This is a genomic window from Microbacterium rhizomatis, assembly GCF_008710745.1.
Lineage (GTDB): Bacteria > Actinomycetota > Actinomycetes > Actinomycetales > Microbacteriaceae > Microbacterium > Microbacterium rhizomatis.
The window spans coordinates 1,016,519-1,040,122 of sequence record NZ_VYSA01000001.1; the positions used below are offsets into that span (position 1 = coordinate 1,016,519).

Below are 23,604 nucleotides of genomic sequence, written 5' to 3' on the forward strand. Positions count from 1 at the left end.
CTGCCCGCCACAGACTCTCCTGACTTCGCCATGCCGTTTCCCGATTGTAGCGGCGACCGGGCCGCGCCCCGCGATGCCTCGCCCGGAGTCCGGCCCGCAACTCCCGACGCCAGACGCACACTCGCCACGCCGCACCGACACAGGAGAACGCACGGATACAGGAAGTTCGGCGACCGAATCGTCCTGATCTCGTGATTCCGCCTGCGCTCGCGAGAAGCCGGACAGCCCGTTCAGCGCGCGCGAGGGTGCGACGTCGTGTACACGTCGCGCAGCGCGTCGATCGACACGTGCGTGTAGATCTGGGTGGTCGAGACCGAGGCGTGCCCGAGCAGCTCCTGAACGACGCGCACGTCCGCCCCGCCCTGGAGCAGATGGGTGGCGAACGAATGCCGCAGCGTGTGCGGCGAAACATGTGCGGTCAGCCCCGCCCGCTCGGCAGCGCCGACGATCACGAGCCACGCGCTCTGCCTCGACAACGGCGCACCGCGGGCACCGAGGAAGAGCCGGGGTGTCGCCCTTCCGCGCCGCGACAGCTCCGGCCGCGACCGCGTGAGGTAGGCCTCGAGTGCCCTGCGCGCAAATGAGCCGACGGGGATGATCCGCTCCTTCGAGCCCTTTCCGCGTACCCGCAGCACATCGCCGTGCGAGACGTCGTCGACATCGAGCTGGACGATCTCCGACACTCGCGCGCCGGTCGCGTAGAGCAACTCGAGCAGCGCGCGGTCGCGAATCGCGATGATGTCGGCCACGAATGCCTCGGCGGGCACTCCCCCGTCCGCGGCGTCGGTCGACGGGGCAGGACCCGAGGCATCCAGCAGCTGTTCCACCTGATCGATCGTGAGCGCCTTGGGCAGGCGACGCGCGGCTTTGGGCGGCCGGAGCCTGCCGCTCGGATCGTCGTGCTCGATGCCCTCTCTCACCAGATGCCGGTGCAGGCCTCGCACCGAGGACTGCAGGCGCGCAAGGCTGGATGCGGCGGGAGGGGGCTGCTCGGATGCCCTCTCTGCTGCGAACTGCGTGACGAGTGCGGAAGTGATCTCGGCGGAATCGTCGATGTTGTGACTCTGCAGCCAATCGAGATACCCCGCCAGGTCTCGACGGTAGGCGGCGACCGTATGGTCGGACAGGCCGCGTTCGATCGATATGTGGCGAAGGTATTCGTCGACCGCTCGATCGAGCCGCATGTCAGTCCTGCGTGGGCGATGCGTTCTGACGGCGCAGAACTTCGGCCGCGGCGAGCACTCCGGTGGCGAGGATGCCGTTGCGCATGCGCCCGTCCATCACGGCGGTGACCGCGTCCGAAAGCGCCACCCACTCGATCCGGATGTCGGCTTCCTCGTCCGCACGGGCGTGCGCATCGCCGTTCGCGGTGAGCCCGCGAGCGAGGAATATGTGCACGACCTCGTCATTGCCGCCCGGAGTGGTGAAGACGCTCACCAGAGGTTCCCACTCGGATGCTGTCAGGTCGGCCTCTTCGGCCAGCTCGCGCTGCGCGGACTGCAGCGGCGATTCGCCGACGACATCGAGCAATCCGGCAGGGATCTCCCAGTCGCGGCGCCGGATGGGGTGCCGGTACTGCTGGATCAGCAGCACCCGATCGTGATCATCGAGAGCGACGATCGCCGCTGCACCCGGATGGTCGACGTACTGCCGCACGATCTCGCTGTCGCGATATTGCACGGTATCGGAGCGGACGTCCCAGATGCGACCCTCGTACACCCGCTCGCTCGAAACGATCGGCAGGTCGACTGTCTCGTCGCGGAGCGCGCTCGCGTCCGTCGAGTTCAGGCTCTCACTCACCGGCGATCACTCGTCGGCGTCGTCGAACAGCTCGCTGGCACGGTGCCGTTCGAGCGCCGCGCCGACGAGCCCGCGGAAGAGCGGGTGCGGCTCGGTCGGTCGCGAGCGCAGTTCGGGGTGGGCCTGTGTCGCGATGTAGTACGGGTGCACGTCGCGCGGAAGCTCGACGTACTCGACGAGGTTGCGGTCGGGCGAGAGTCCCGAGAAGACCAGTCCTGCTTCGGCGAGCCGGTCGCGATAGGCGTTGTTGACTTCGTACCGGTGCCGGTGCCGCTCCTCGACTCGCGCTGCGCCGTAGAGCTCTGCGGCGAGCGAACCTTCGGCGAGGTCGGCCGGGTAGAGCCCCAGTCTCATGGTGCCGCCCAGGTCGCCACCGGCGATGATCTCGACCTGCTCGGCCATCGTCGCGATGACCGGGTCTGCGGTGTCGGGGTCGAACTCGCTCGATGAGGCGCCGTCGATCCCCGCGCCGTTGCGGGCGTACTCGATCACCATGCACTGCAGTCCGAGGCACAGCCCGAGGGTAGGAATCCCCTGTTCCCGCGCGAACTTCAGCGCACCGAGCTTTCCTTCGATACCCCGGATGCCGAAACCGCCCGGGATCACGATTCCATCCAGCGCGCCGAGCACCTTGGCCGCGCCTTCCGGCGTCTCGCACTCATCCGACGGGATCCATTTGATCGCGACCTGGGTTTCGTGCGCGAACCCACCGGCCTTGAGCGCTTCGGTGACCGAGAGGTAGGCGTCCGGCAGGTCGATGTACTTGCCGACCAGCCCGAGCGTCACCTCGTGCTTGGGGTTGTGGACCGCCTGCAGCACCTTGTCCCACCGCGACCAGTCGACGTCGAGCGCCTTGCCGAGGCCGAGCGTGCGCACGATGTAGTCATCGAGGCCCTGCTCATGCAGCATCGTCGGGATGTCGTAGATGCTCGGCACGTCGACGGCGTTGACGACCGCACCCTCGTCGACGTCGCACATCAGGGCGATCTTGCGCTTGTTCGCCTCGGTCACGGGCCGATCACTGCGGAGCACCAGCGCGTCGGGCTGGATGCCGATCGAGCGGAGCGTCGCGACGGAGTGCTGCGTCGGCTTGGTCTTCTGCTCGCCGGAGGCGCCCATGAACGGCACGAGCGATACGTGCACGAAGAAGACGTTCTGCCTGCCGAGCTCGTGGCGGATCTGCCGCGCCGACTCGATGAACGGCTGCGACTCGATGTCGCCGACCGTACCGCCGATCTCGGTGATGATCACATCGGGCTGCGGGTCTTCGGTGGCCTGCAGGCGCATGCGACGCTTGATCTCGTCGGTGATGTGCGGGATGACCTGCACCGTGTCGCCCAGGTATTCGCCGCGCCGCTCGCGGGCGATCACCTGCGAGTAGATCTGACCGGTCGTGACGTTCGCAGCCTGCGAGAGCTCGATGTCGAGGAAGCGCTCGTAGTGCCCGATGTCGAGGTCGGTCTCGGCCCCGTCGTCGGTCACGAAGACCTCGCCGTGCTGGAAGGGATTCATCGTGCCCGGATCGACGTTCAGATACGGGTCGAGCTTCTGCATGACCACGTGCAGTCCGCGGGCCGTCAACAGGTTTCCGAGACTGGCGGCAGTGAGGCCCTTACCCAACGAAGAAACGACACCACCCGTCACAAAGATGTGCCGTGTCGTGCCGTTTGAGGATGAGCCGTCTGAAGAGAAGGCGCCGTTCGAATGTACCGCGTCAGTAGTTTCCGCCACGGGCTTTTATCCTATCAGTCCGGCATGATCGGATCTCCCGGGCGAGCGCCGAGACGATTCCCCCGAGTATGGCAGTTCCTCCCGACGCTGCTACGTCACGCGCGTTCGTGCGCCACGGCGAGCAGTTCCCGCGCGTGAGTGAGTGCGGCATCCGAATCGGCGAGGCCCGAAAGCAACCTGGCCATCTCCGACTCGCGCTCTGCCCCTTCCAAGCGGCGGACGCTGGATGCTGTGACCGAACCGTCGCTCGCTTTCACGACTGTCAGGTGGTTGCCCGCGAACGCGGCCACCTGGGCGAGGTGGGTGACGGCGATGACCTGCGACGATTCGGCCAGTCGCGCGAGCCGACGACCGACCTCGATCGCGGCGGCACCGCCGATTCCGGCATCCACTTCGTCGAACACGAACGTCGGGACCGGGTCGGTGGCGGCGATCACGACCTCGATCGCCAGCATGACGCGGCTGAGCTCGCCACCCGACGCGCCTCGCGAGACCTGGCGCGGATCCGCCCCGGGGTGCGGGGCGAGGAGGATGGCGACATCATCACGTCCGGCTGCCGTCGCGGATGCCGGTGAGACGACGACGGTGAGACGGGCATCCGGCATCGCGAGGGCATGCAGCTCTTCGGTGACCGCCGCGCCGAGCCTCATCGCCGCTTCGGTGCGGGCCGCCGTGAGCGCGGCGGCGACATCGTCGAGTTCGATTGCGGCATCGTCTCGCTCGCGCCCGAGCCGTTCGATCCGATCGTCGTCGTCATCGAGCTCGACGAGCCGCGCCGACCCGGTCTCGACGAGCGCGAGCGCGGCATCGAGCGACCCGTGCGCGCGGATCAGTCCGCCGAGCGCAGCGCGCCGCTCTTCGACCGCCTCGAGTTCGTGCGGGCCGGCTTCGTCGAGATCGGCGAGGTACCCCGACAGGGATGCAGCCAGATCAGCCGAACGGTAGCCGAGATCGGCGACTTGCTCGGCGAGTCCTTCCAGCGCTGGGTCGCGCGACGACGCGCGCTCCAGCGCCCTTCGCGCCTCAGCGAGGAGGATGCCGACATCCGGAACATCGCCATCGCCCGAGAGAGCATCGTGAGCGGATGCCGCCGCGACGCGCAGATCCTCCGCGTTGGCCAGTCGCTCCGCCCGCCGGTTGAGCTCCAGGTCCTCACCCGGCTGCGGATCGACCTGCTCGATCGCCGCAAGCGCCACGCGTAGGTCTTCCGCTTCGCGCGCACGCACGTCGCGCTCGGCTGTCAGCACCTCGAGGGCGGTCTGAGCCGCGCGCCACCGGTCGAAGGTCGCGCGGTACGCGACGAGGGCTTCGGCGACCGGCGCGCCGCCGAAACGGTCGAGTGCGTCGCGCTGTGCTGCCGCAGATCGCAGCCGCAGCTGGTCGGACTGGCCGTGCACGACGACGAGCTCATCGGCCAGGTCGGCCAGAACTCCGGCCGGAGCGCTGCGCCCGCCGACGGTCGCCCTGCTGCGGCCCTCGCTCGAGATCGTGCGTCCGACGAACAGCTCGGCACGTCCGTCGCCCAGCGGCTCGAGTTCGCCTCCGGCCTCGCGCACGCGATCTGCGACCGGCCCCGTCTCGGAGACGAGCCACACCCCATCGACGGCGGCCTGCGGGGCGCCGGCGCGGACGGCGCCGGAATCCGCGCGCTGGCCGAGAAGGAGTCCGAGACCCGTCACGACCATCGTCTTGCCCGCGCCGGTCTCGCCGGTGATCGCGGTGAAACCGGGACCCATCGGGAGCGTAGCTTCAGCGATCACACCGAGATCGCGCAGGCGCATCTCTTCAATCACGGCGTGTCTTCTCTCGCAGTGTCGCTTCGGTCACGGGGTGCCTTCGCTCACAGGGTCTCCGATGAGCTCGACCCCGTGATCGCGGTAGGGCCCCGCCAGCCTTCGACCGGGAGCCGGAACTTGCGAACGAGTCGATCGGTGAACGCGGAGGGGTGCAGCCGAGCGAGACGCACCGGGCGTTCCGAGCGACGCACGACCACCCGCGCCCCGGGGGGGAGATCGTGGGATCGGCGGCCGTCGCACCACAGTATTCCCGTGCCGTTCGTGCGCTCGAGCACCTCGATCGCGATGGCCGCTTCGGGGCCGACCACGAGCGGCTTCGCGAACAGCGCGTGCGCCGAGAGCGGCACCACCGCGATGGCTTCGACGGTCGGCCAGATCACAGGCCCGCCGGCGGAGAAGTTGTAGGCGGTCGATCCGGTCGGTGTCGCAACCACGACACCGTCGCACCCGAACGTCGAAAGGGGTCGTCCGTCGACCTCGATCACGACCTCGAGCATTCGCTCACGGCTGGCCTTCTCGACCGTCGCCTCGTTCAGCGCCCACGTCTCGTAGATCACTGAGTCTTCCGAATCCTTGACGCGCACGCTCAAGGCCAGACGCTCCTCGACGCGATAGTCGCGCGCGATGACACGGCGCACCGCGTCGTCCATGTCGTCGCGCTCGATCTCAGCGAGGAAGCCGACATGCCCCAGATTGATCCCGAGCACGGGCGCGGTGCCGTCGCGAACGAGCTCCGCGGCGCGCAGGATCGTGCCATCGCCGCCCAGGACGATCGCCAGCTCGATGTCGGCGACATCGACGTCGACCCCGAGCGTCCCCGTGTTCGGAGGCAATGCCATCGCCGCCGCCAGGTCGTCGCGGTCATCCGCGCTGAGTACGGGACGCGCCCCGGCCGCGGTGAGCGCCGACATGACGCGGTGGGCAGCTTCGACGGTATCGTCACGGCGCGCGTGCACGACGACAAGGATGCTACGCTCGTCGCTCATCGTTCTCCCGCCAGTCGGCTCACGGTGCTCAACCATTCTGTCGGATTGCTTCCGCGGTCAGCGGCGAAGTGCGCGACGAACTCGGCGTTGCCGTGCGTCCCCAGCAGCGGAGACGAGATCACGCCAACGGTCTGCAGCCCGGCGTCCCACGCCGACCACAGCACGCTTGAGACCGCGTCGGCACGGGCAGCAGCATCCGTCACGAGTCCGCCCTTCACGGCCGTGCGACCCACCTCGAACTGCGGCTTGATGAGGAGCACCGCATCGCCATCCGGTGCGAGCACACTGCGGATCGGCCCGAGCACGTGGCCGAGGGAGATGAACGACAGATCCGCCGTCACGATCGATGGGAGCGCATCCGTCGCGGAGGCCTCGCGGAGCGACTCGGGCGAGAGGTCGCGTGCGTTGAACCCTTCGATCGCGATCACGCCGGGATCCAGAGCGATGGATGCGACGAGCTGGCCGTGGCCGACGTCCAGGGCGATCACCGGGTCGGCGCCGCGCTCACGGAGCACTTGGGTGAACCCACCGGTGGACGCGCCGAGGTCGAGCGCGGTCCGATCCGCCACATCGATGGCGAACGCATCCAGAGCGGCCAGGAGCTTGTGGGCCGCGCGGCTGACGTAGTGGTCGGCCCCGGCGACCACGAGCGCCGCATCATCGGCGACCTGCGCCGACGCCTTCACCACTCCCCTGCCGTCGACGGTGACGAGACCCTCGGCGATGAGTGTCGCGGCATGCGTGCGGGACCGCGCGAGTCCGCGCGCGGCCAAAGCCGCATCGAGGCGCTGCGTCACGCGTGCGGACCGGACTCGAGCCGCGCGGCGAGTTGCTCGTGCAGCGCGGCGTAGGCATCGGCTCGGGCGGAGAGGGGCTGACCTTCGATGATGCGTAGCCGACTGAGCAGCTCGGGGGTCACCTCGAGCTCGGGTGCAGGGCCTGCATCACCGGTGCTCTCTGGGTCGGACATACCGTCAGGATACGCGGACCCACCCGTTTCCGCGGTCAGGGCCGGTGGAATGGATCGGCGTAGAGGCGCTCGGGAACGCGGAAACCGAAGATCCCGCGACCGGTCGCCCAGATCGCCGCGGCGCCGGCGCGAACGAGATCGATGGGCCTGTTGCCTTCACTGACGATGCGCACGTCAGCGCCGTCTATCCGCACAGCCGCGTCGCCGACGGTGGTCACGCCGCCGGCGACTTTGGTCCTCGGGTAGGGCTGGTCGAGTTCGCGCAGGTCGCCGAGGATGAATGTGGGACGCGAATCGACGGGCGCCGCCAGGACGTGCTTGGGCCGGTCGATGCCGGTCAGGACGAGCGCTGAGGCGATGCCGGCACGGTTCGCACCGAGGATGTCGGTGTCGAGCCTGTCACCGATGAACAGCGGATGCCGGGCGTCGAACCGGGCGACGGCTTCGACGAAGATCGGGGTCTCGGGCTTTCCTGCGACGGTCGCGAGCCGCCCGACCGCGGTGTGCACGGCGGAGACGAGCGTGCCGTTCCCCGGCGCGATGCCGCGGGACTGCGGGATCGTCCAGTCGGTGTTCGTGGCGATCCAAGGGATGCCGCCGTCTTCCTCAGGAATCTTCAGCGCATACGCGGCTTCGGCCAACTGTGCCCAGCCGACCTCGGGGGCGAAGCCCTGAACGACGGCCGCGGGGGCGTCGTCCGCGCTTCGCGTCACCGTGAATCCCGCCTTCTCGACTTCGACGACGAGTCCTTCGCCCCCGACCACGAGGACCGTCGCTCCGGGCGCGACCCGCTCGAGCAGCAACCGCATCGCCGCCTGAGGACTCGTGACGATGTCACGTGCGGTCGTGTCGAGGCCCAGCTCTCGGAGGTGCGCGGCGACCGAGGCATCCGTGCGTGACGCGTTGTTGGTGATGTAGCCGATTCGTCTTCCCCGCGCTGCGGCGTTGAGACTTTCGACCGCGTGAGGGAGCGCTCCCGCTCCCGCATAGACGACTCCGTCGAGGTCTGCCAGTACCACATCCACGTTGTCGAGCGGGGTCGCACCGCTCTTCGTGAAGCGATCGAGCAGGGCCATCAGGCGTGGTCTCCGTCGTCCGAGGCTGGAAGTGACGCCGCCTCATCGGCGCCCTGAGGATCGTGTGCGGGGGCATCGCCGGCATGATCATCGAGCGTGACTTCTTCGAAGACCTCCTCGACGATGACGACTTCACGATCGGCGTCGTCGTCGTCCGCAGCATCCAGCGCCTCTGCGGCCACGACGGCACGACGGTGCCACTCACGTGCTTCGTCCTCCCGGCCGAGCTCTTCGAGCACGGTGGCGCGTGCGGCGAACAGCGCGGGGCTCCACTCGAAAGCGACATCGGGGTTCAGTTCAGGAATGTCCAGTTCCTGCAGAGCCCGCTCAGCCTCGCCAAGGTCGAGCCGCGCACCGGACATCGCGATCGCGAGCTCGACACGGACCTGTGTCGGGAGCGTCGACCGGTCCACGGATCTGCCGAGCTCGAGCCCGCGGTCGGGCCGGCCGACCCCGCGCTCACTGTCCACCATGAGTGGCAGCTGATCGTCTTTGCCCGAGATCCGTCGGTATGTGCGCAGCTCGCGGAGCGCAAGGGCGTAGTCACCGATCGTGTACGCGGTGATCGCCAGCGTCTCGCGGACGATCGCAATGCGACCGGCGCGCCGCGACGCCGAGATGGCGTGGGCGTGAGCCAATTCCGGATCCTCATCGATGAGCCGCGAGGCCATCGCCAGGTGACGCGCGACTTGCTCGGCGTTCTCCTTCGTCAGGGTCTTCAGCTCGTTACGCGCGCCGCCGTTGAGGTCCTGAGGCAACACGTCGTCGGGGATCAGCGGATCGTCATGGCGCGCCCGTACCGGGCGCAGATCCTCGCCCTCGCGCTCTGGACGATCACGGCCCGCGCGGGGCGCGTGAGAGCGGTCACCATCACGCGGCGGATACGACTTCCGCTCACCATCACGGGAGGCGTACGGCTTCCGCTCACCATCACGGGAGGCGTACGGCTTCCGCTCACCATCACGGGAGGCGTACGGCTTCCGCTCACCATCACGGGAGGCGTACGGCTTCCGCTCACCATCACGGGAGGCGTACGGCTTCCGCTCACCATCACGGGAGGCGTACGGCTTCCGCTCACCATCACGGGAGGCGTACGGCTTCCGCTCACCATCACGCGGCGGATAAGACTTCCGCTCACCATCACGCGGCGGATACGACTTCCGCTCACCATCACGCGGCGGATACGACTTCCGCTCACCATCACGCGGCGGATACGACTTCCGCTCACCATCACGCGGCGGATACGACTTCCGCGGGGCACCGCTACGTGGCGGACGCGAATCCCGCGCTCGATCGTCGCGTTTCTCGTCGTCAGCCATTTCGGTCCTCTCGGCAGTCTCTCTTCAGGTGTGTTAACGCGAAATGGCCACCCAGCATTGGGTGGCCATTTCTCGAAAGAAGTCCGGCGGTGTCCTACTCTCCCACAGGGTCCCCCCTGCAGTACCATCGGCGCTGAGAGGCTTAGCTTCCGGGTTCGGAATGTGACCGGGCGTTTCCCTCTCGCTATGGCCGCCGAAACACTATTGATGTTTCATCGTTCAAAGCATGAGTGCTGCAATTGCAGCGATACATGCGGTTCTCGACCGTACATCGAGAACCACTCAGTGGACGCAAGCACCTAGGAAGGTGATTATCAAATCATCGGCTTATTAGTACCAGTCAGCTGCACGTGTTACCACGCTTCCACATCTGGCCTATCAACCCAGTAGTCTGGCTGGGAGCCTCTCGCCCGAAGGCATGGAAGTCTCATCTTGAGGCCGGCTTCCCGCTTAGATGCTTTCAGCGGTTATCCATCCCGAACGTAGCTAATCAGCGGTGCTCCTGGCGGAACAACTGACACACCAGAGGTTCGTCCAACCCGGTCCTCTCGTACTAGGGTCAGATCCTCTCAAACTTCCTACGCGCGCAGCGGATAGGGACCGAACTGTCTCACGACGTTCTAAACCCAGCTCGCGTACCGCTTTAATGGGCGAACAGCCCAACCCTTGGGACCTACTCCAGCCCCAGGATGCGACGAGCCGACATCGAGGTGCCAAACCATGCCGTCGATATGGACTCTTGGGCAAGATCAGCCTGTTATCCCCGAGGTACCTTTTATCCGTTGAGCGACAGCGCTTCCACAAGCCACTGCCGGATCACTAGTCCCGACTTTCGTCCCTGCTCGACCTGTCAGTCTCACAGTCAAGCTCCCTTGTGCACTTACACTCGACACCTGATTGCCAACCAGGTTGAGGGAACCTTTGGGCGCCTCCGTTACTTTTTGGGAGGCAACCGCCCCAGTTAAACTACCCATCAGGCACTGTCCCTGAACCGGATTACGGTTCTAAGTTAGATATCCAGAGTGACCAGAGTGGTATTTCAACAATGACTCCACATGAACTGGCGTCCACGCTTCAAAGTCTCCCACCTATCCTACACAAGCCACACCGAACACCAATACCAAACTATAGTAAAGGTCACGGGGTCTTTCCGTCCTGCTGCGCGTAACGAGCATCTTTACTCGTAATGCAATTTCGCCGAGTTCGCGGTTGAGACAGTTGGGAAGTCGTTACGCCATTCGTGCAGGTCGGAACTTACCCGACAAGGAATTTCGCTACCTTAGGATGGTTATAGTTACCACCGCCGTTTACTGGGGCTTAAATTCTCAGCTTCGCCTTGCGGCTAACCGGTCCTCTTAACCTTCCAGCACCGGGCAGGCGTCAGTCCGTATACATCGTCTTGCGACTTGGCACGGACCTGTGTTTTTAGTAAACAGTCGCTACCCACTAGTCTCTGCGGCCTCCAAACGCTTTCGGAGCAAGTCCTTATACGTCGAAGGCCCCCCTTCTCCCGAAGTTACGGGGGCATTTTGCCGAGTTCCTTAACCACGATTCTCTCGATCTCCTTGGTATTCTCTACCTGACCACCTGAGTCGGTTTGGGGTACGGGCGGCTTGAACCTCGCGTCGATGCTTTTCTTGGCAGCATAGGATCACCCACTTTTTATCCGCATCGTGTCTCAGCCTGTATAAGTGACGGATTTGCCTATCACTTGGCCTACGCACTTGCACCAGGACTACCATCGCCTGGCTTGGGCTACCTTCCTGCGTCACACCTGTTAATACGCTAACCGCCTCAGCATAGGGTCGTGTGCTAGGCCCAACGCTTCACCCCGAAGGGATCCGTCAAAGGGATTCAGACACTTAGCATTACTGGATTGGTTTGGGCGGTTCTTCGCCGGTACGGGAATATCAACCCGTTGTCCATCGACTACGCCTGTCGGCCTCGCCTTAGGTCCCGACTTACCCAGGGAAGATTAGCTTGACCCTGGAACCCTTGGTCTTTCGGAGGACGTGTTTCTCGCACGTCTTTCGCTACTCATGCCTGCATTCTCACTCGTGTGGCGTCCACGGCTGGGTCACCCCGCCGCTTCACTCGCCACACGACGCTCTCCTACCCATCAACACGGCTGGACCACGAAGGCCTACCAATAATGTCAATGCCACAACTTCGGTGGCGTGCTTGAGCCCCGTTACATTGTCGGCGCGGAATCACTTGACCAGTGAGCTATTACGCACTCTTTCAAGGGTGGCTGCTTCTAAGCCAACCTCCTGGTTGTCTAAGCAACTCCACATCCTTTCCCACTTAGCACGCGCTTAGGGACCTTAGATGGTGGTCTGGGTTGTTTCCCTCTCGACTATGAAGCTTATCCCCCACAGTCTCACTGCTGCGCTCTCACTTACCGGCATTCGGAGTTTGGCTGACGTCAGTAACCTTTTGGGGCCCATCGGCCATCCAGTAGCTCTACCTCCGGCAAGAAACACGCAACGCTGCACCTAAATGCATTTCGGAGAGAACCAGCTATCACGAAGTTTGATTGGCCTTTCACCCCTATCCACAGCTCATCCCCTCAGTTTTCAACCTAAGTGGGTTCGGTCCTCCACGACGTCTTACCGTCGCTTCAACCTGGCCATGGATAGATCACTTCGCTTCGGGTCTAGGACATGCGACTGAATCGCCCTATTCAGACTCGCTTTCGCTACGGCTACCCCACTCGGGTTAACCTCGCCACATATCGCTAACTCGCAGGCTCATTCTTCAAAAGGCACGCTGTCACCCCTACTAAGGAGGCTCCAACGGTTTGTAAGCAAACGGTTTCAGGTACTATTTCACTCCCCTCCCGGGGTACTTTTCACCTTTCCCTCACGGTACTTGTCCGCTATCGGTCATCTGGGAGTATTTAGGCTTATCAGGTGGTCCTGACAGATTCACACGGGATTTCTCGGGCCCCGTGCTACTTGGGATACTCTTCGCGCCAAGGGAGGCATTTCGACTACGGGGTTTGCACCCTCTGTGACCGGCCTTTCAATGCCGTTCGTCTATACCTTCTTGTAACGCCGACTGCTCGGCAGAGCAGTCTGAAAAGTCCCACAACCCCGAATACGCAACTCCTGCCGGATATCACACGTACTCGGTTTAGCCTGTTCCGGTTTCGCTCGCCACTACTAACGGAATCGCGGTTGCTTTCTCTTCCTGTGGGTACTGAGATGTTTCACTTCCCCACGTTCCCTCTACCCGCCCTATATATTCAGGCGGGAGTCACTGGGTCGGCAAGCCGCCCAGCGGGGTTTCCCCATTCGGACATCCTCGGATCAAAGTGTGCTTATCCACTCCCCGAGGCTTATCGCAGATTGCTACGTCCTTCTTCGGCTCCAGATGCCAAGGCATCCACCGTTTGCTCTTAAAGATTTGAAATCACATGAGTTTCGTCAGAATCGGTCTGGACCGAAGTCCAGAGTTGAAATTGACTAATGATCTATAAAGATCATCTATGTGAAATGACCCCGAAGGATCATCTCAAAGATGCTCGCGTCCACTGTGTAGTTCTCAAAGTACGGGCGGTACCTTTCCGGCTGCCGGCTGACCGGCAACAAAAAAGGTCCTGAGTTTCGTCTGACTCGACCCGAAGATCGAGGCATCCGGTCCCTCAGGACCCAACAGCGTGCATGTGCCGATCAGTTCGAACAAGACCTTTCCAGCTGCAAGCAGCGTACTGAGTCCGGGACGTCCCGAAGGGCACCTTGTCTAATGTTCCACCCATGAGCTGACCAGCTGAGAACGTATGTCTCAGTTCTGGCTCTGGATACCACCGAGGTGGTACCAAATGCTCCTTAGAAAGGAGGTGATCCAGCCGCACCTTCCGGTACGGCTACCTTGTTACGACTTAGTCCTAATTACCGATCCCACCTTCGACGGCTCCCTCCACAAGGGTTGGGCCACCGGCTTCAGGTGTTACCGACTTTCATGACTTGACGGGCGGTGTGTACAAGACCCGGGAACGTATTCACCGCAGCGTTGCTGATCTGCGATTACTAGCGACTCCGACTTCATGAGGTCGAGTTGCAGACCTCAATCCGAACTGGGACCGGCTTTTTGGGATTCGCTCCACCTTACGGTATTGCAGCCCTTTGTACCGGCCATTGTAGCATGCGTGAAGCCCAAGACATAAGGGGCATGATGATTTGACGTCATCCCCACCTTCCTCCGAGTTGACCCCGGCAGTATCCCATGAGTTCCCACCATTACGTGCTGGCAACATAGAACGAGGGTTGCGCTCGTTGCGGGACTTAACCCAACATCTCACGACACGAGCTGACGACAACCATGCACCACCTGTATAGAGACCTTGCGGGGCGTACATTTCTGCACGTTTCCTCTATATGTCAAGCCTTGGTAAGGTTCTTCGCGTTGCATCGAATTAATCCGCATGCTCCGCCGCTTGTGCGGGTCCCCGTCAATTCCTTTGAGTTTTAGCCTTGCGGCCGTACTCCCCAGGCGGGGAACTTAATGCGTTAGCTGCGTCACGGAGACCGTGGAATGGTCGCCACAACTAGTTCCCAACGTTTACGGGGTGGACTACCAGGGTATCTAAGCCTGTTTGCTCCCCACCCTTTCGCTCCTCAGCGTCAGTTACGGCCCAGAGATCTGCCTTCGCCATCGGTGTTCCTCCTGATATCTGCGCATTCCACCGCTACACCAGGAATTCCAATCTCCCCTACCGCACTCTAGTCTGCCCGTACCCACTGCAGGCTGGGGGTTGAGCCCCCAGATTTCACAGCAGACGCGACAAACCGCCTACGAGCTCTTTACGCCCAATAATTCCGGATAACGCTTGCACCCTACGTATTACCGCGGCTGCTGGCACGTAGTTAGCCGGTGCTTTTTCTGCAAGTACCGTCACTTTCGCTTCTTCCTTGCTAAAAGAGGTTTACAACCCGAAGGCCGTCGTCCCTCACGCGGCGTTGCTGCATCAGGCTTGCGCCCATTGTGCAATATTCCCCACTGCTGCCTCCCGTAGGAGTCTGGGCCGTGTCTCAGTCCCAGTGTGGCCGGTCACCCTCTCAGGCCGGCTACCCGTCGACGCCTTGGTGAGCCATTACCTCACCAACTAGCTGATAGGCCGCGAGCTCATCCCTGACCGAAGTTCTTTCCAGCTGTTGAAGATGCCTTCACAGCTCGTATCCGGTATTAGCAGCTGTTTCCAACTGTTATCCCAGAGTCAGGGGCAGATTGCTCACGTGTTACTCACCCGTTCGCCACTGATCCAGAGAGCAAGCTCTCTTTCACCGTTCGACTTGCATGTGTTAAGCACGCCGCCAGCGTTCATCCTGAGCCAGGATCAAACTCTCCGTGAAAGAATTTTGCTGCGACAAGACCGGAATAGGTCGAGCCGAGCGAGTTTGATCTGACGATCGGATGTCATTGCTGACATCTCGTTTAATCTCAAAAGAATCTCATCGGTCAGCAAGCTGACCGCGAGGTTTTTTGGCATTTGACAAGTGCACGCTGTTGAGTTCTCAAGGATCGGATGCTCCTGCTGCTCAGCCTCTCGGCCTTGCCCGCAGGGCAACTTCTCTATCTTATGCGTCGTGATCCGCCTGTCAAATCAGCGCTCTTCGACTCGAAGTCGAGGGGCAGCTGTCGATGACGACATCTCACGAAGCTAGATCAGGTGCCCTGCGTCTCGGCATGTGAGCCGGCCCGCTGGGCAACTTCTCTATCTTATCCCTTTCCGTCAGCTTGTCAAATCGGCTGTTCGTGACGATCAAGCGTCTGTGAACAGCACTCTTCGACAGCTTCGAGGAGTGGGAACCTCCATCGTAGACCCGAGGGTCGCACACACTCAAGGAGTGTGTTTCAGATGGGGGGTGGTTCTCCGCTTGAGGGGGGTGAGCCTTTCGGCCTCTCCGCTTCCCTGTGGGGCGAACAGTGAATACATTACGTGCGGGTTTCGCGCCTCGCAAATCGAAACCGCATCCCGGGCGTGTCGCCCCGGATTTCCGCGGTTCTAGGATGCCCGGCGAACTCGGAGGGCTTGAATCGCGGCACACAGCAGCAGTGTCGCGCAGGCCCACACGGCGCACGCGGGGGGAAGCACCCGATACGCGAGGTGGGCGATCGTCCACTCCGCAGTGAACGGCCCGTATGCACTGAGACCCAGGCCCCAGGCGAACATCAAGGTGGCGGGCAGGGAAGCCCACCACGCCCAGCGCACACCCGCGGGGAGGACGCGATCGAGGGATTCCGCGGCATCCCGCGCCTTCAGCCAGCCCATCCCCCACACCGCGAGGATCACGAGCCCGATCGCACTCGATCCGTGCTGCAACCACTTGTACCCGGTGAGCGGGCCCCACGCATCGTCGAGGGCGGGCAGGACTTCGCTCCCCCAGCGGCCCTCGTGCGTGAAGAGGTCCCACACGATGTGACTCACCACCCCCACCACGAGCGAGATCGCCAGGATTGCCCCGCCCCGCCAGGACGCGCGGGCGCGACCGCGCTGCGCGAAAGTCGCGCGCAGAGACGGCGCGGCAGGCGCATCCCAATCGTCCGGCAGTCGCGATGCGAGCCAGCGCGGAGAGAGCTCGCGGGTCGCTGGGCGCAGAACGGCGCGCCACGCGAGCAGGAGCACGAGCGCGACGACCGCCGTCAGCGGGACCCATCGCAGATCATGCGTCGTGTCGTAGTCCGGGCCGACACCACGCACGAACAGCGGCAGGTCGGGAGCCATCGCGCCGACCCCGATCGCCGCGGGGATCAGCGGGGACCGAACAAACGGGAGGGCGACGACGGCATGGCTCGGAGTGAAGGGCATCGCTTCGGCTCAGCACGTCCCGCTCGTCGAACGAGCGGGACGATGTGGGCGATCCGCGTCACTCCGCGTGCTCATCTGCCGGTTCCGCCCGGCGCTTCGACATCTCCCAGCGCGGGTACGACGAAGACGCCCGCGAGGGTCTTCTTGCCGCGCCGAAGCACCGACACGCCCCCGGGAAGCGCACCGTCGATGACCGCCGCATCGTCCGTGACCCTCGCACCGTCGAGGGTCACACCGCCCTGCGCGATCGCGCGCCGCCCTTCGCCGAGACTCGACACGAGTCCGGTGTCGACGAGCGCCTGGACGACGGGCGTACCGGGCGGCAGGTCGGCATGGGGCAGCTCGCGCAGTGCCGTCGCCAGGGTGTCGGCATCGAGGGCGGTGAGGTCGCCCTGGCCGAACAGCGCGTCGGATGCCGCGATCGCCGCATCCGCGGCATCCGCCCCGTGCACGAAGCTCGTCACCAGACGGGCGACCGTCCTCTGGCCGATGCGCCGGAAGGGGGCGGCCTCGTGCTCGGCCACGACCGCTTCGATCTCGGCTCGGGTGAGGAATGTGAAGACCTTGAGGCGATCGGCGACGTCGGCATCGTCGGTATTGAGCCAGAACTGGTACATCGCGTAGGGGCTCGTCAAGGCGGGGTCGAGCCAGATCGCGTTGCCCTCGCTCTTGCCGAACTTGCGACCGTCGCTGTTGGTGATGAGCGGGGTGCCGATCGCGTGGACGCTCGTTCCCTCGGCACGCTTGATCAGATCGACGCCGCTGGTGAGATTGCCCCACTGATCGCTGCCCCCGGTCTGCAGCACGCAGCCGTATTGGACGTACAGCTCGCGGAAGTCGAGGCCCTGCAGGATCTGGTAGCTGAACTCGGCGTAGCTGATCCCGTCCTCGGAGTTCAGGCGCGCGCTGACCGCATCCTTCTTGAGCATGGTGCCCACGCGGTAGTGCTTGCCGATATCGCGAAGGAACGTGATCGCGCTCATCGGCGCAGTCCAGTCGAGGTTGTTCACCAGTCTGGCCGCGTTCTCGCCGTCGAAATCGAGGAACCGCGCGACCTGGGTCTGGAGGTACCCGACCCACTCCTCCACGAGCGCGCTGTCGTTCAGCGTGCGTTCGGCGGTCGGCTTCGGGTCACCGATGAGGCCGGTCGACCCACCCACGAGCCCGAGCGGCCGGTGGCCTGCGAGCTGCAGTCGACGCATGAGCAGGAGCTGCACGAGGTTTCCGAGGTGCAGGCTCGGCGCCGTCGGATCGAATCCGCAGTAGTACGTGATCGGCGGCCCGGCGAGCAGATCGCGAAGTGCCGCCTCATCGGTGGACACGTGTACGAGCCCGCGCCAGACGATCTCGTCCCACACGGATTCGAAAGTGGGATCGTTGGCGGGTTCACGCGGGGAATCGAAGTCGATCGCGACGGGGGCAGACACGCGTTCCAGGCTATCAGCGGGGCGATGACCGACCCCGATGACAGACTTGCGGGATGGTTCTCTCCCCCGAGGCGATCCTCGTCCTGATCCTGTCGATCTTCCTCTTCCTCGTGCTCTCGGTCACGCTCACTCTGGTGATCGTGAGCAAGCGGTCACCGACCGATCCCGTGCTGATCGTCGCCGCGAGCCTCGTCGTCCTGGCCCTGCTCGTCGTGGCGGTCTCGCCGCTGAAGGTACCGATCGTCGTCGGGATGGTGCTGGCCATGCTCGGCACCGCGGTCGCCGCACTCGGCGGCGACCCGATCACCCGCCGCATCCTGGCCTTCGCCACGCACGGGAACGTGCGCGACGGCGAGAGCGGCGGCATCCTGCTGCGAGCGCCATCCCCTGCGGCGGATGCGGTGGACGCGGTGGATCCGGCCATCGGGGCTTCGTCGGGCGACGTTCGCGAAGTGATGCGCGGAGGCACCACGATCGGGTACTTGGAGCGCATCGCGGTGGTCGTGGCGATCATCGCCGGCTTTCCCGAAGCGCTGGCTGTCGTGGTGGCGGTGAAGGGCGTCGGACGGTTCTCAGAACTGGTCGCGCCCGAATCCAGGGAGCGATTCATCATCGGCACGATGTCGAGCCTGCTCTGGGCATGCCTCGTGGGAGCGCTCGTACGGCTCTCTATCTGGTGAGTCGCGGCGCGTGACCGCATGCGGGTCGGGTCAATCGCGGTGGGGCTGAAGAAGGGCGAACCCTGCGATCACGGCCGCTGCGCCGGCGCTCGCGAGCGCTTGCGAGACCGCCGGCTGCGTGATGCCCTCGACCTCAGCCAGATGTGCCTGCGTCTCTCCCAGGCATCGCCCGTACGCGATCCGGCGCGTGCGCTCGTTCATCGACACGACGAGCTGATCCCGCGCGAGCAGGTAGGCGTTGGCCAGCGCGACCGCGGCGTGGGTCGCCGCATCCTCCTCCGCTGCCGCGACCACCCGGATACGGGCGGTCTGGACCGCGCGACGCTGCAGTTCGTGAACCGTGTCGATCGCGGTGCGCGCCGCCCACCACGCAGGGCCGTCATGCAGGTCACCACTGGCGGAAGGCACGGTTCCCACGGCTCCGACCCCGACGCCGAACCGGCACTCCACCCCGTCAGGCAGCGCGAGCTGCAGCAGGAGAAGAGACGCGAGAGCGGACTCGAGCGTCGGAAACTCGCCCTGCTGCTCGTCGCCGACGGTCGGGCGGAGCGCGCGCAGGCTCACCGGGTAGTCGTGCTCGACTCGGGCTATCGTGTCGTCGAGCAGCCGCTGGGCGCTGTCTCGATCAGCGAGCTGCCGCGAACCGACGATGTCGGCTGTCACTGCTACGGTCACGGGATAAGTCTATGGCTTATTTTCTTGGTTTATAAGCTTTCGGGTTATCTTCGTGAATAAGAAGCTGCGACGACGAGTCATCCGAATCGCCCGTTGACGTAGTCGAAGGTGCGGGGATCGATCGGATCGGCGAACATGGCGTCGGTGTCGCCGTGCTCCACGATATGCCCGGGCTGGCCTTGCGAAGCGAGGAAGAACGCACACTGCTGCGACACACGCTGCGCCTGCTGCATGTTGTGCGTGACGATGACGATCGTGACCTCCTGCGCGAGCTCGAGCATCGTCTCTTCGATCACGCGCGTCGAGGTCGGATCGAGTGCGGAGCAGGGCTCGTCCATGAGCAGGATGCGGGGCTTGACCGCAAGGGAACGCGCAATGCACAACCGCTGCTGCTGTCCGCCCGACAGACCTCCGCCCGGAGCTCGGAGACGATCCTTCACCTCGTTCCACAAGCCGCCCTTCTGCAGGCACGACTCCACGAGGTAGTCCTTCTCGGAACGGCTGGCCCGGATGCCGGCGAGCTTGAGTCCTGCGACGACGTTGTCGTAGATCGACATCGCGGGGAACGGATTGGGCTTCTGGAACACCATCCCGATCTTCTTGCGCGCATCCACGAGCCGGTGCCCGGCGTCGTAGATGTCGTCGTCGTCGAGCAGCACCTCCCCCGCCAGCGAAGCGGAAGGAACGAGCTCGTGCATGCGATTGAGGATGCGCAGGAAGGTCGACTTGCCGCAACCCGACGGCCCGATGAGGGCTGTGACCCGGCCGGCCGGCATCGTGAGCGAGACGTCACGCAGCACCTGATGATCACCGAACCAGGCCGAGATCGAGCGGGCTTCGAGCTGCGACTGGGCGGACCTGGCGGCGAGCTGCGCCTCCGCCGCCGCGAGGCGATCCGCCGTCGCGGAGGCCCCGCCCAGCAGTGACACCGACGAAGCGCGAACCGTCGCGGCGGGCACGGTGTATCCCGCGCTCGATGTCAGGCCGGCCGCCGGTGCGGTGTGTGCGCGCCCGAGGAACCTCGGCTTCCTCTCGCGCTGGTCGCGGCGGTTCACCGCGGGAACGGACGCTTCTGGCGCCGCCCCCGCCGGGGGTCCGGATTCCATGTCGGGGGATGACGGTATGAATGCGGGATCGTGGACGTCGGTCGTCGACACCGACTCGAATGCGATGCGCTCCACCATCGCGCGCTCGTCCATAGACACGACGTCGGTCATGTACGGATCGGCTTCGGATGCCGCCGATGGATTCAGCGCGTCGGTCTCGGGTTCTACAGCCATGTCGCAGCTCCGGTCACAGAAGGTTCGGCAGAAGTCGGGTCAGCTGGTCGGCCGCGAAGAGGCTGGCCAGCAGGAGAACGGGCACGAAGACGATCCATGTCTTCTGAGCTCCGACGCGTCGGAAGGCCCACACGGCGCCGATCTCGGCGATGACCAGGAACTGGAGGGCGAACACGAGCGCCCAGACGGTCGTGAGGTCGGTGGCCATGGGCTTGTCCGAGGGCGGAAGGGTGACGGGCGTCGTCTGGCGCGCACCCGCCGGCTGGGCGGTGCCCACGAGCGTGGCATCGACGTAGGCGACGCCGACCGGGACGAACGGCGCGCCCCGCGCGGTCATGAGGATGAGCCGGCTCTCGCCCTTCACCGGTGCCGGCGGCGTGGGGTCGCCGGCGTACCGCAGTCCCATGACCTCGAACGTGCTCGCCCCTTGTCCGGTGCGCACTTCGAACTGATCGCCGGGCTGCAGCGACTGCAGGCGCGCGAACGGACCGCCGAACGCCGCCGCGCGACCCATGACGACGCTCACTCCGACCTGACCGGGGAGCACCGTGTCGCGCCGATGGCCGGGGCCGGCGTTCAGCACGCCCGAGGATGTGCCCTCCGAGACGACCTCCTTCACTCCGAGCTGCGGGATCGTCAGCACGGCGACGGGGGCCCCGTCCGGCAGCAGGACATCGTCGAAGTCGCCCTCGCTCACCGGCGCCGTTCCGGCAGCGAGCTGAGCGCGGTAGCTGTTGGAGAGCTGCTGCTGCGCCGCGAAATGCTCGACATGACTGACGACGAGGAGGTGGAAGACGAACGCGAGCACGAGTGCCGCCACGAGGGCGAGGACGCTGCGCACCAGGGCCTGCCCCGGGGACAGGGGTGCGTAGACCGGCAGCGGCCGCGGCATCCGTCGCGGGGGCTTCGGTGGTTTGCGCGACCGCGGAGGCCCTCCCCCCGCCGTTGCCGGACCTCCGGTCGTTGGGGCTGTCCTCGCGTCGGTGACGTCCATGCGGTCTTCGGTGATCGTCACGCGGCATCCATCATCGCGGGGACGAAGACCACTCGTCGCAGCACGCGGACGACGAGGAAGCCGATAGCCATGATGGCCAATGCCCCGACGATCAGCCACGGGAAGAAGAGCACCGTCGCGTCTCGCGTCACGGGCGCGAGCGCCGTCCCGTCGACCGTCTCGGGCGGTGTCAGGGTCACGTGCGCGTCGAGCACGGTCCACTGTCCGGCGTGGTGCAGCTGCGTCGTCACGACCCTCGTCTCGCCGGGCTGAAGCCCCGTGATCGCGACGGCGTCGACGGTGTCGATGCGGTTCGTGAACAGCTGGCTGTTCATCCAGAAGCTCGCCGTCGCATCGATCGTGCTCTTGGACGCGTTGCGCACCGTGAACCACAGTGTCACGTCGCCTTCGAGAGGGCTCGGGGAGAGCGCGGCGGCAGAGTTGAGGCCACCGATGTACAGCATCCCCGCGACGCTCACCTCCCCTGCCGGGGTCGTGCCCGTCGCTCCGGCACCCCCGCCACCGGTGCCCGAACCCCCGGCGCCCGAGCTGCTTCCCGTTCCTCTGGTCGCCCCGGTCGAGCTCGCACCGTTTCCCGCCGCTCCCACCGGTTTGCTGGCCGAGGGGGTGGGGGTCGGCGTCGTCGGGGAGCCATCGGTGATCACCACCGAGAGGTTGCCCCCGCCTTCATCGGGTGGCGGATCGGCCGCCTGAGCGCCGACCGACGCGAGAGACGAGAGGACCGCGGCCGCAAGGAGCGCTCCGAGCAATACCCCACGGCGCAGGGCACGCCGCGGAGCCGTCATGAGTCGTCTGCCTTTCCGGCAGCACTGCCCACCGTCACCTTCTCGAGAGCGGCGGCGGCAGCCTGCTGCTCGGTGTATGCGATCCACTCGCGGGCCCGTGCCTCATCATGCTTGCGGCGCCATCGGAAGAAGACCACCAGCGCGACGATGATCAAGATGAGGATCAGAACAAGCCACGGAACGGCGATCAGGATCGAGTCCCGCGTCACCGGCGACACGTTCAGCAACTGGGCAGCATCGGGAGAATCGACGAAGGGCTGCATCGTGATGCCCGGATCCAGGTAGACCCATTGCCCGACACCCGAGAGCTCGAACGTGTAGGTCGCCGAGTTGCCGGGGAGCAGGATCGGGATGCTGCCGCCCTGCGGTTCTGTGGCAGGGATACCGAACCACGTGTTCGCCGCCATCGTGAGGTTGGCCGCCAGGGCGACGTTGCCGGGATTGTCGACCGTGTACAGGATCTTCACCGAGCCGCCGAACGGGTTCCACCAGTCGCCCGCATACGCGACGTCGAAGCTGGAGATGTTGAGCCTCGGCTGCAGTTCGCCCGAGACCCGCGCATAGATCGGGGTCGCGACGCGCCGATCGAGACTGACCTGCTGGCCTTGTTCGAGCACCGATGCGACGAGCCCTCCCGCGTGGTCGCCGGGAGTGGCATCGGCGGGGAGCTGCATCGTGAAGGTGATGAGCCGCACCTCTTGGGGGTCGAGCGCGAACTGGAGGCGGTCGCTGCCGTCGTCGAATCGCACCCACGCCCCGAGTTGCGTGGGCTTCTCCGCCGTGGCGAGGAGTGAGAACGCCCCGTCCCCTCCGTTGTAGGCGTCGGTGGCGTAGACCGTGAAGTCTTGGCGCTGAGTGCCGGTGTTGCCCACGAGCACCTGATCGGTGATGCTCTGCCCCGGGTCGGCAGTGTAGGTCAAGCGCGTCCGACCATCCGGGCGGCCGTCGGCACCGGCGGGGCGCGTCGCGACCCCGACGGTGCCGGGATCGTCGGCCGCGGCGGCGGGGCTCACAGGCAGGACGCTGCCCGACAGGACTGCGAGAGCGAGAGCGAGCGCACCCCAGGCGAAGAGGGCGCGACCGCCCCGTCGGGTCATCAAGGAAGGCACGATACATCTCCGCAGATCTGAACGACGTAGGTCGGTCGTAAGGGTGAACAAGGAGTGATCGGGATGACTCCGAGAGGTGTCCATCCCCACCCCCGCCCGCGCGCCCGATGCACGCGGACGGCCGAAAACGCTGTGTGGGGAGGC

Annotated in this window: 17 protein-coding genes and 3 rRNA genes; 1 reads left to right on the forward strand and 19 read right to left on the reverse strand. The window is 65.0% G+C overall.

The window, feature by feature from the left end; all coding sequences use genetic code 11:
- Positions 1-230 precede the first annotated feature (230 nt).
- The 14 genes from xerD to tyrS all read right to left on the reverse strand — a co-directional run bounded on the left by xerD (position 231) and on the right by tyrS (position 17,916).
- Positions 231-1,184: a site-specific tyrosine recombinase XerD gene (gene xerD / locus F6B43_RS04910; protein ID WP_150447741.1), complete on the reverse strand. Its 954-nt coding sequence runs from the start codon at positions 1,182-1,184 to the stop codon at positions 231-233.
- 1 nt (position 1,185) lies between these two features.
- Positions 1,186-1,800 carry an NUDIX domain-containing protein gene (locus F6B43_RS04915; protein WP_246159802.1) on the reverse strand — a complete coding sequence of 205 codons (615 nt, stop codon included), beginning with the start codon at positions 1,798-1,800 and terminating at the stop codon, positions 1,186-1,188.
- Positions 1,801-1,806: 6 nt separating this feature from the next.
- Positions 1,807-3,450: a CTP synthase gene (pyrG, locus tag F6B43_RS04920; RefSeq protein ID WP_246159865.1), complete on the reverse strand. Its 1,644-nt coding sequence runs from the start codon at positions 3,448-3,450 to the stop codon at positions 1,807-1,809.
- A 176-nt stretch (positions 3,451-3,626) separates the two neighbouring features.
- On the reverse strand, positions 3,627-5,324 hold the full coding sequence (recN, locus tag F6B43_RS04925) for a DNA repair protein RecN (protein WP_150447743.1): 1,698 nt from the start codon (positions 5,322-5,324) through the stop codon (positions 3,627-3,629).
- 47 nt (positions 5,325-5,371) lie between these two features.
- Positions 5,372-6,313 (reverse strand): NAD kinase, encoded by a 942-nt coding sequence (locus F6B43_RS04930; protein ID WP_150447744.1) that lies wholly within the window; start codon positions 6,311-6,313, stop codon positions 5,372-5,374.
- Positions 6,310-7,110: a TlyA family RNA methyltransferase gene (locus F6B43_RS04935; protein ID WP_150447745.1), complete on the reverse strand. Its 801-nt coding sequence runs from the start codon at positions 7,108-7,110 to the stop codon at positions 6,310-6,312. Before F6B43_RS04935 ends, F6B43_RS04930 begins: the two co-directional genes overlap by 4 nt.
- Positions 7,107-7,283 (reverse strand): hypothetical protein, encoded by a 177-nt coding sequence (locus F6B43_RS19540; RefSeq protein ID WP_170285560.1) that lies wholly within the window; start codon positions 7,281-7,283, stop codon positions 7,107-7,109. The genes F6B43_RS04935 and F6B43_RS19540 overlap by 4 nt, the downstream gene beginning before the upstream one ends.
- Positions 7,284-7,318: 35 nt before the next feature.
- Entirely contained in the window at positions 7,319-8,359 is a 1,041-nt protein-coding gene (locus tag F6B43_RS04940) for an HAD-IIA family hydrolase (RefSeq protein WP_150447746.1), read from the reverse strand.
- Complete coding sequence (locus F6B43_RS04945) at positions 8,359-9,120, reverse strand: hypothetical protein (protein WP_246159803.1); 762 nt, start codon at positions 9,118-9,120, stop codon at positions 8,359-8,361. The genes F6B43_RS04940 and F6B43_RS04945 overlap by 1 nt, the downstream gene beginning before the upstream one ends.
- A 639-nt stretch (positions 9,121-9,759) precedes the next feature.
- Positions 9,760-9,876 (reverse strand): 5S ribosomal RNA (gene rrf, locus F6B43_RS04955).
- 112 nt (positions 9,877-9,988) lie between these two features.
- Positions 9,989-13,092: ribosomal RNA gene (locus tag F6B43_RS04960) — 23S ribosomal RNA — on the reverse strand.
- A 420-nt stretch (positions 13,093-13,512) separates the two neighbouring features.
- Positions 13,513-15,032: ribosomal RNA gene (locus F6B43_RS04965) — 16S ribosomal RNA — on the reverse strand.
- Together the 16S, 23S and 5S rRNA genes form the textbook arrangement of a ribosomal RNA operon.
- A gap of 653 nt (positions 15,033-15,685) precedes the next feature.
- Positions 15,686-16,489: a DUF4184 family protein gene (locus F6B43_RS04970; protein ID WP_150447748.1), complete on the reverse strand. Its 804-nt coding sequence runs from the start codon at positions 16,487-16,489 to the stop codon at positions 15,686-15,688.
- 71 nt (positions 16,490-16,560) lie between these two features.
- Positions 16,561-17,916 (reverse strand): tyrosine--tRNA ligase, encoded by a 1,356-nt coding sequence (gene tyrS, locus F6B43_RS04975; protein WP_150447749.1) that lies wholly within the window; start codon positions 17,914-17,916, stop codon positions 16,561-16,563.
- Positions 17,917-17,969: 53 nt separating this feature from the next.
- Here tyrS and F6B43_RS04980 point away from each other — a divergent pair, with 53 nt between their 5' ends.
- On the forward strand, positions 17,970-18,596 hold the full coding sequence (locus F6B43_RS04980) for a hypothetical protein (RefSeq protein ID WP_150447750.1): 627 nt from the start codon (positions 17,970-17,972) through the stop codon (positions 18,594-18,596).
- A 30-nt stretch (positions 18,597-18,626) separates the two neighbouring features.
- Here F6B43_RS04980 and F6B43_RS04985 read toward each other — a convergent pair whose 3' ends face one another.
- The 5 genes from F6B43_RS04985 to F6B43_RS05005 form a co-directional block, all read right to left on the reverse strand.
- Positions 18,627-19,271, reverse strand: a complete 645-nt coding sequence (locus F6B43_RS04985) for a SatD family protein (RefSeq protein ID WP_150447751.1) — start codon at positions 19,269-19,271, stop codon at positions 18,627-18,629.
- Positions 19,272-19,348: 77 nt separating this feature from the next.
- Positions 19,349-20,098, reverse strand: a complete 750-nt coding sequence (locus tag F6B43_RS04990; protein WP_246159866.1) for a phosphate ABC transporter ATP-binding protein — start codon at positions 20,096-20,098, stop codon at positions 19,349-19,351.
- Positions 20,099-20,564: 466 nt separating this feature from the next.
- Positions 20,565-21,566, reverse strand: coding sequence for a sortase (locus F6B43_RS04995; RefSeq protein WP_246159804.1), 1,002 nt, complete (start codon positions 21,564-21,566; stop codon positions 20,565-20,567).
- Positions 21,563-22,351 carry a hypothetical protein gene (locus tag F6B43_RS05000; RefSeq protein WP_150447752.1) on the reverse strand — a complete coding sequence of 263 codons (789 nt, stop codon included), beginning with the start codon at positions 22,349-22,351 and terminating at the stop codon, positions 21,563-21,565. The genes F6B43_RS04995 and F6B43_RS05000 overlap by 4 nt, the downstream gene beginning before the upstream one ends.
- Positions 22,348-23,448 carry a hypothetical protein gene (locus F6B43_RS05005; protein ID WP_211368023.1) on the reverse strand — a complete coding sequence of 367 codons (1,101 nt, stop codon included), beginning with the start codon at positions 23,446-23,448 and terminating at the stop codon, positions 22,348-22,350. The genes F6B43_RS05000 and F6B43_RS05005 overlap by 4 nt, the downstream gene beginning before the upstream one ends.
- Between the last annotated feature and the right edge of the window lie 156 nt (positions 23,449-23,604).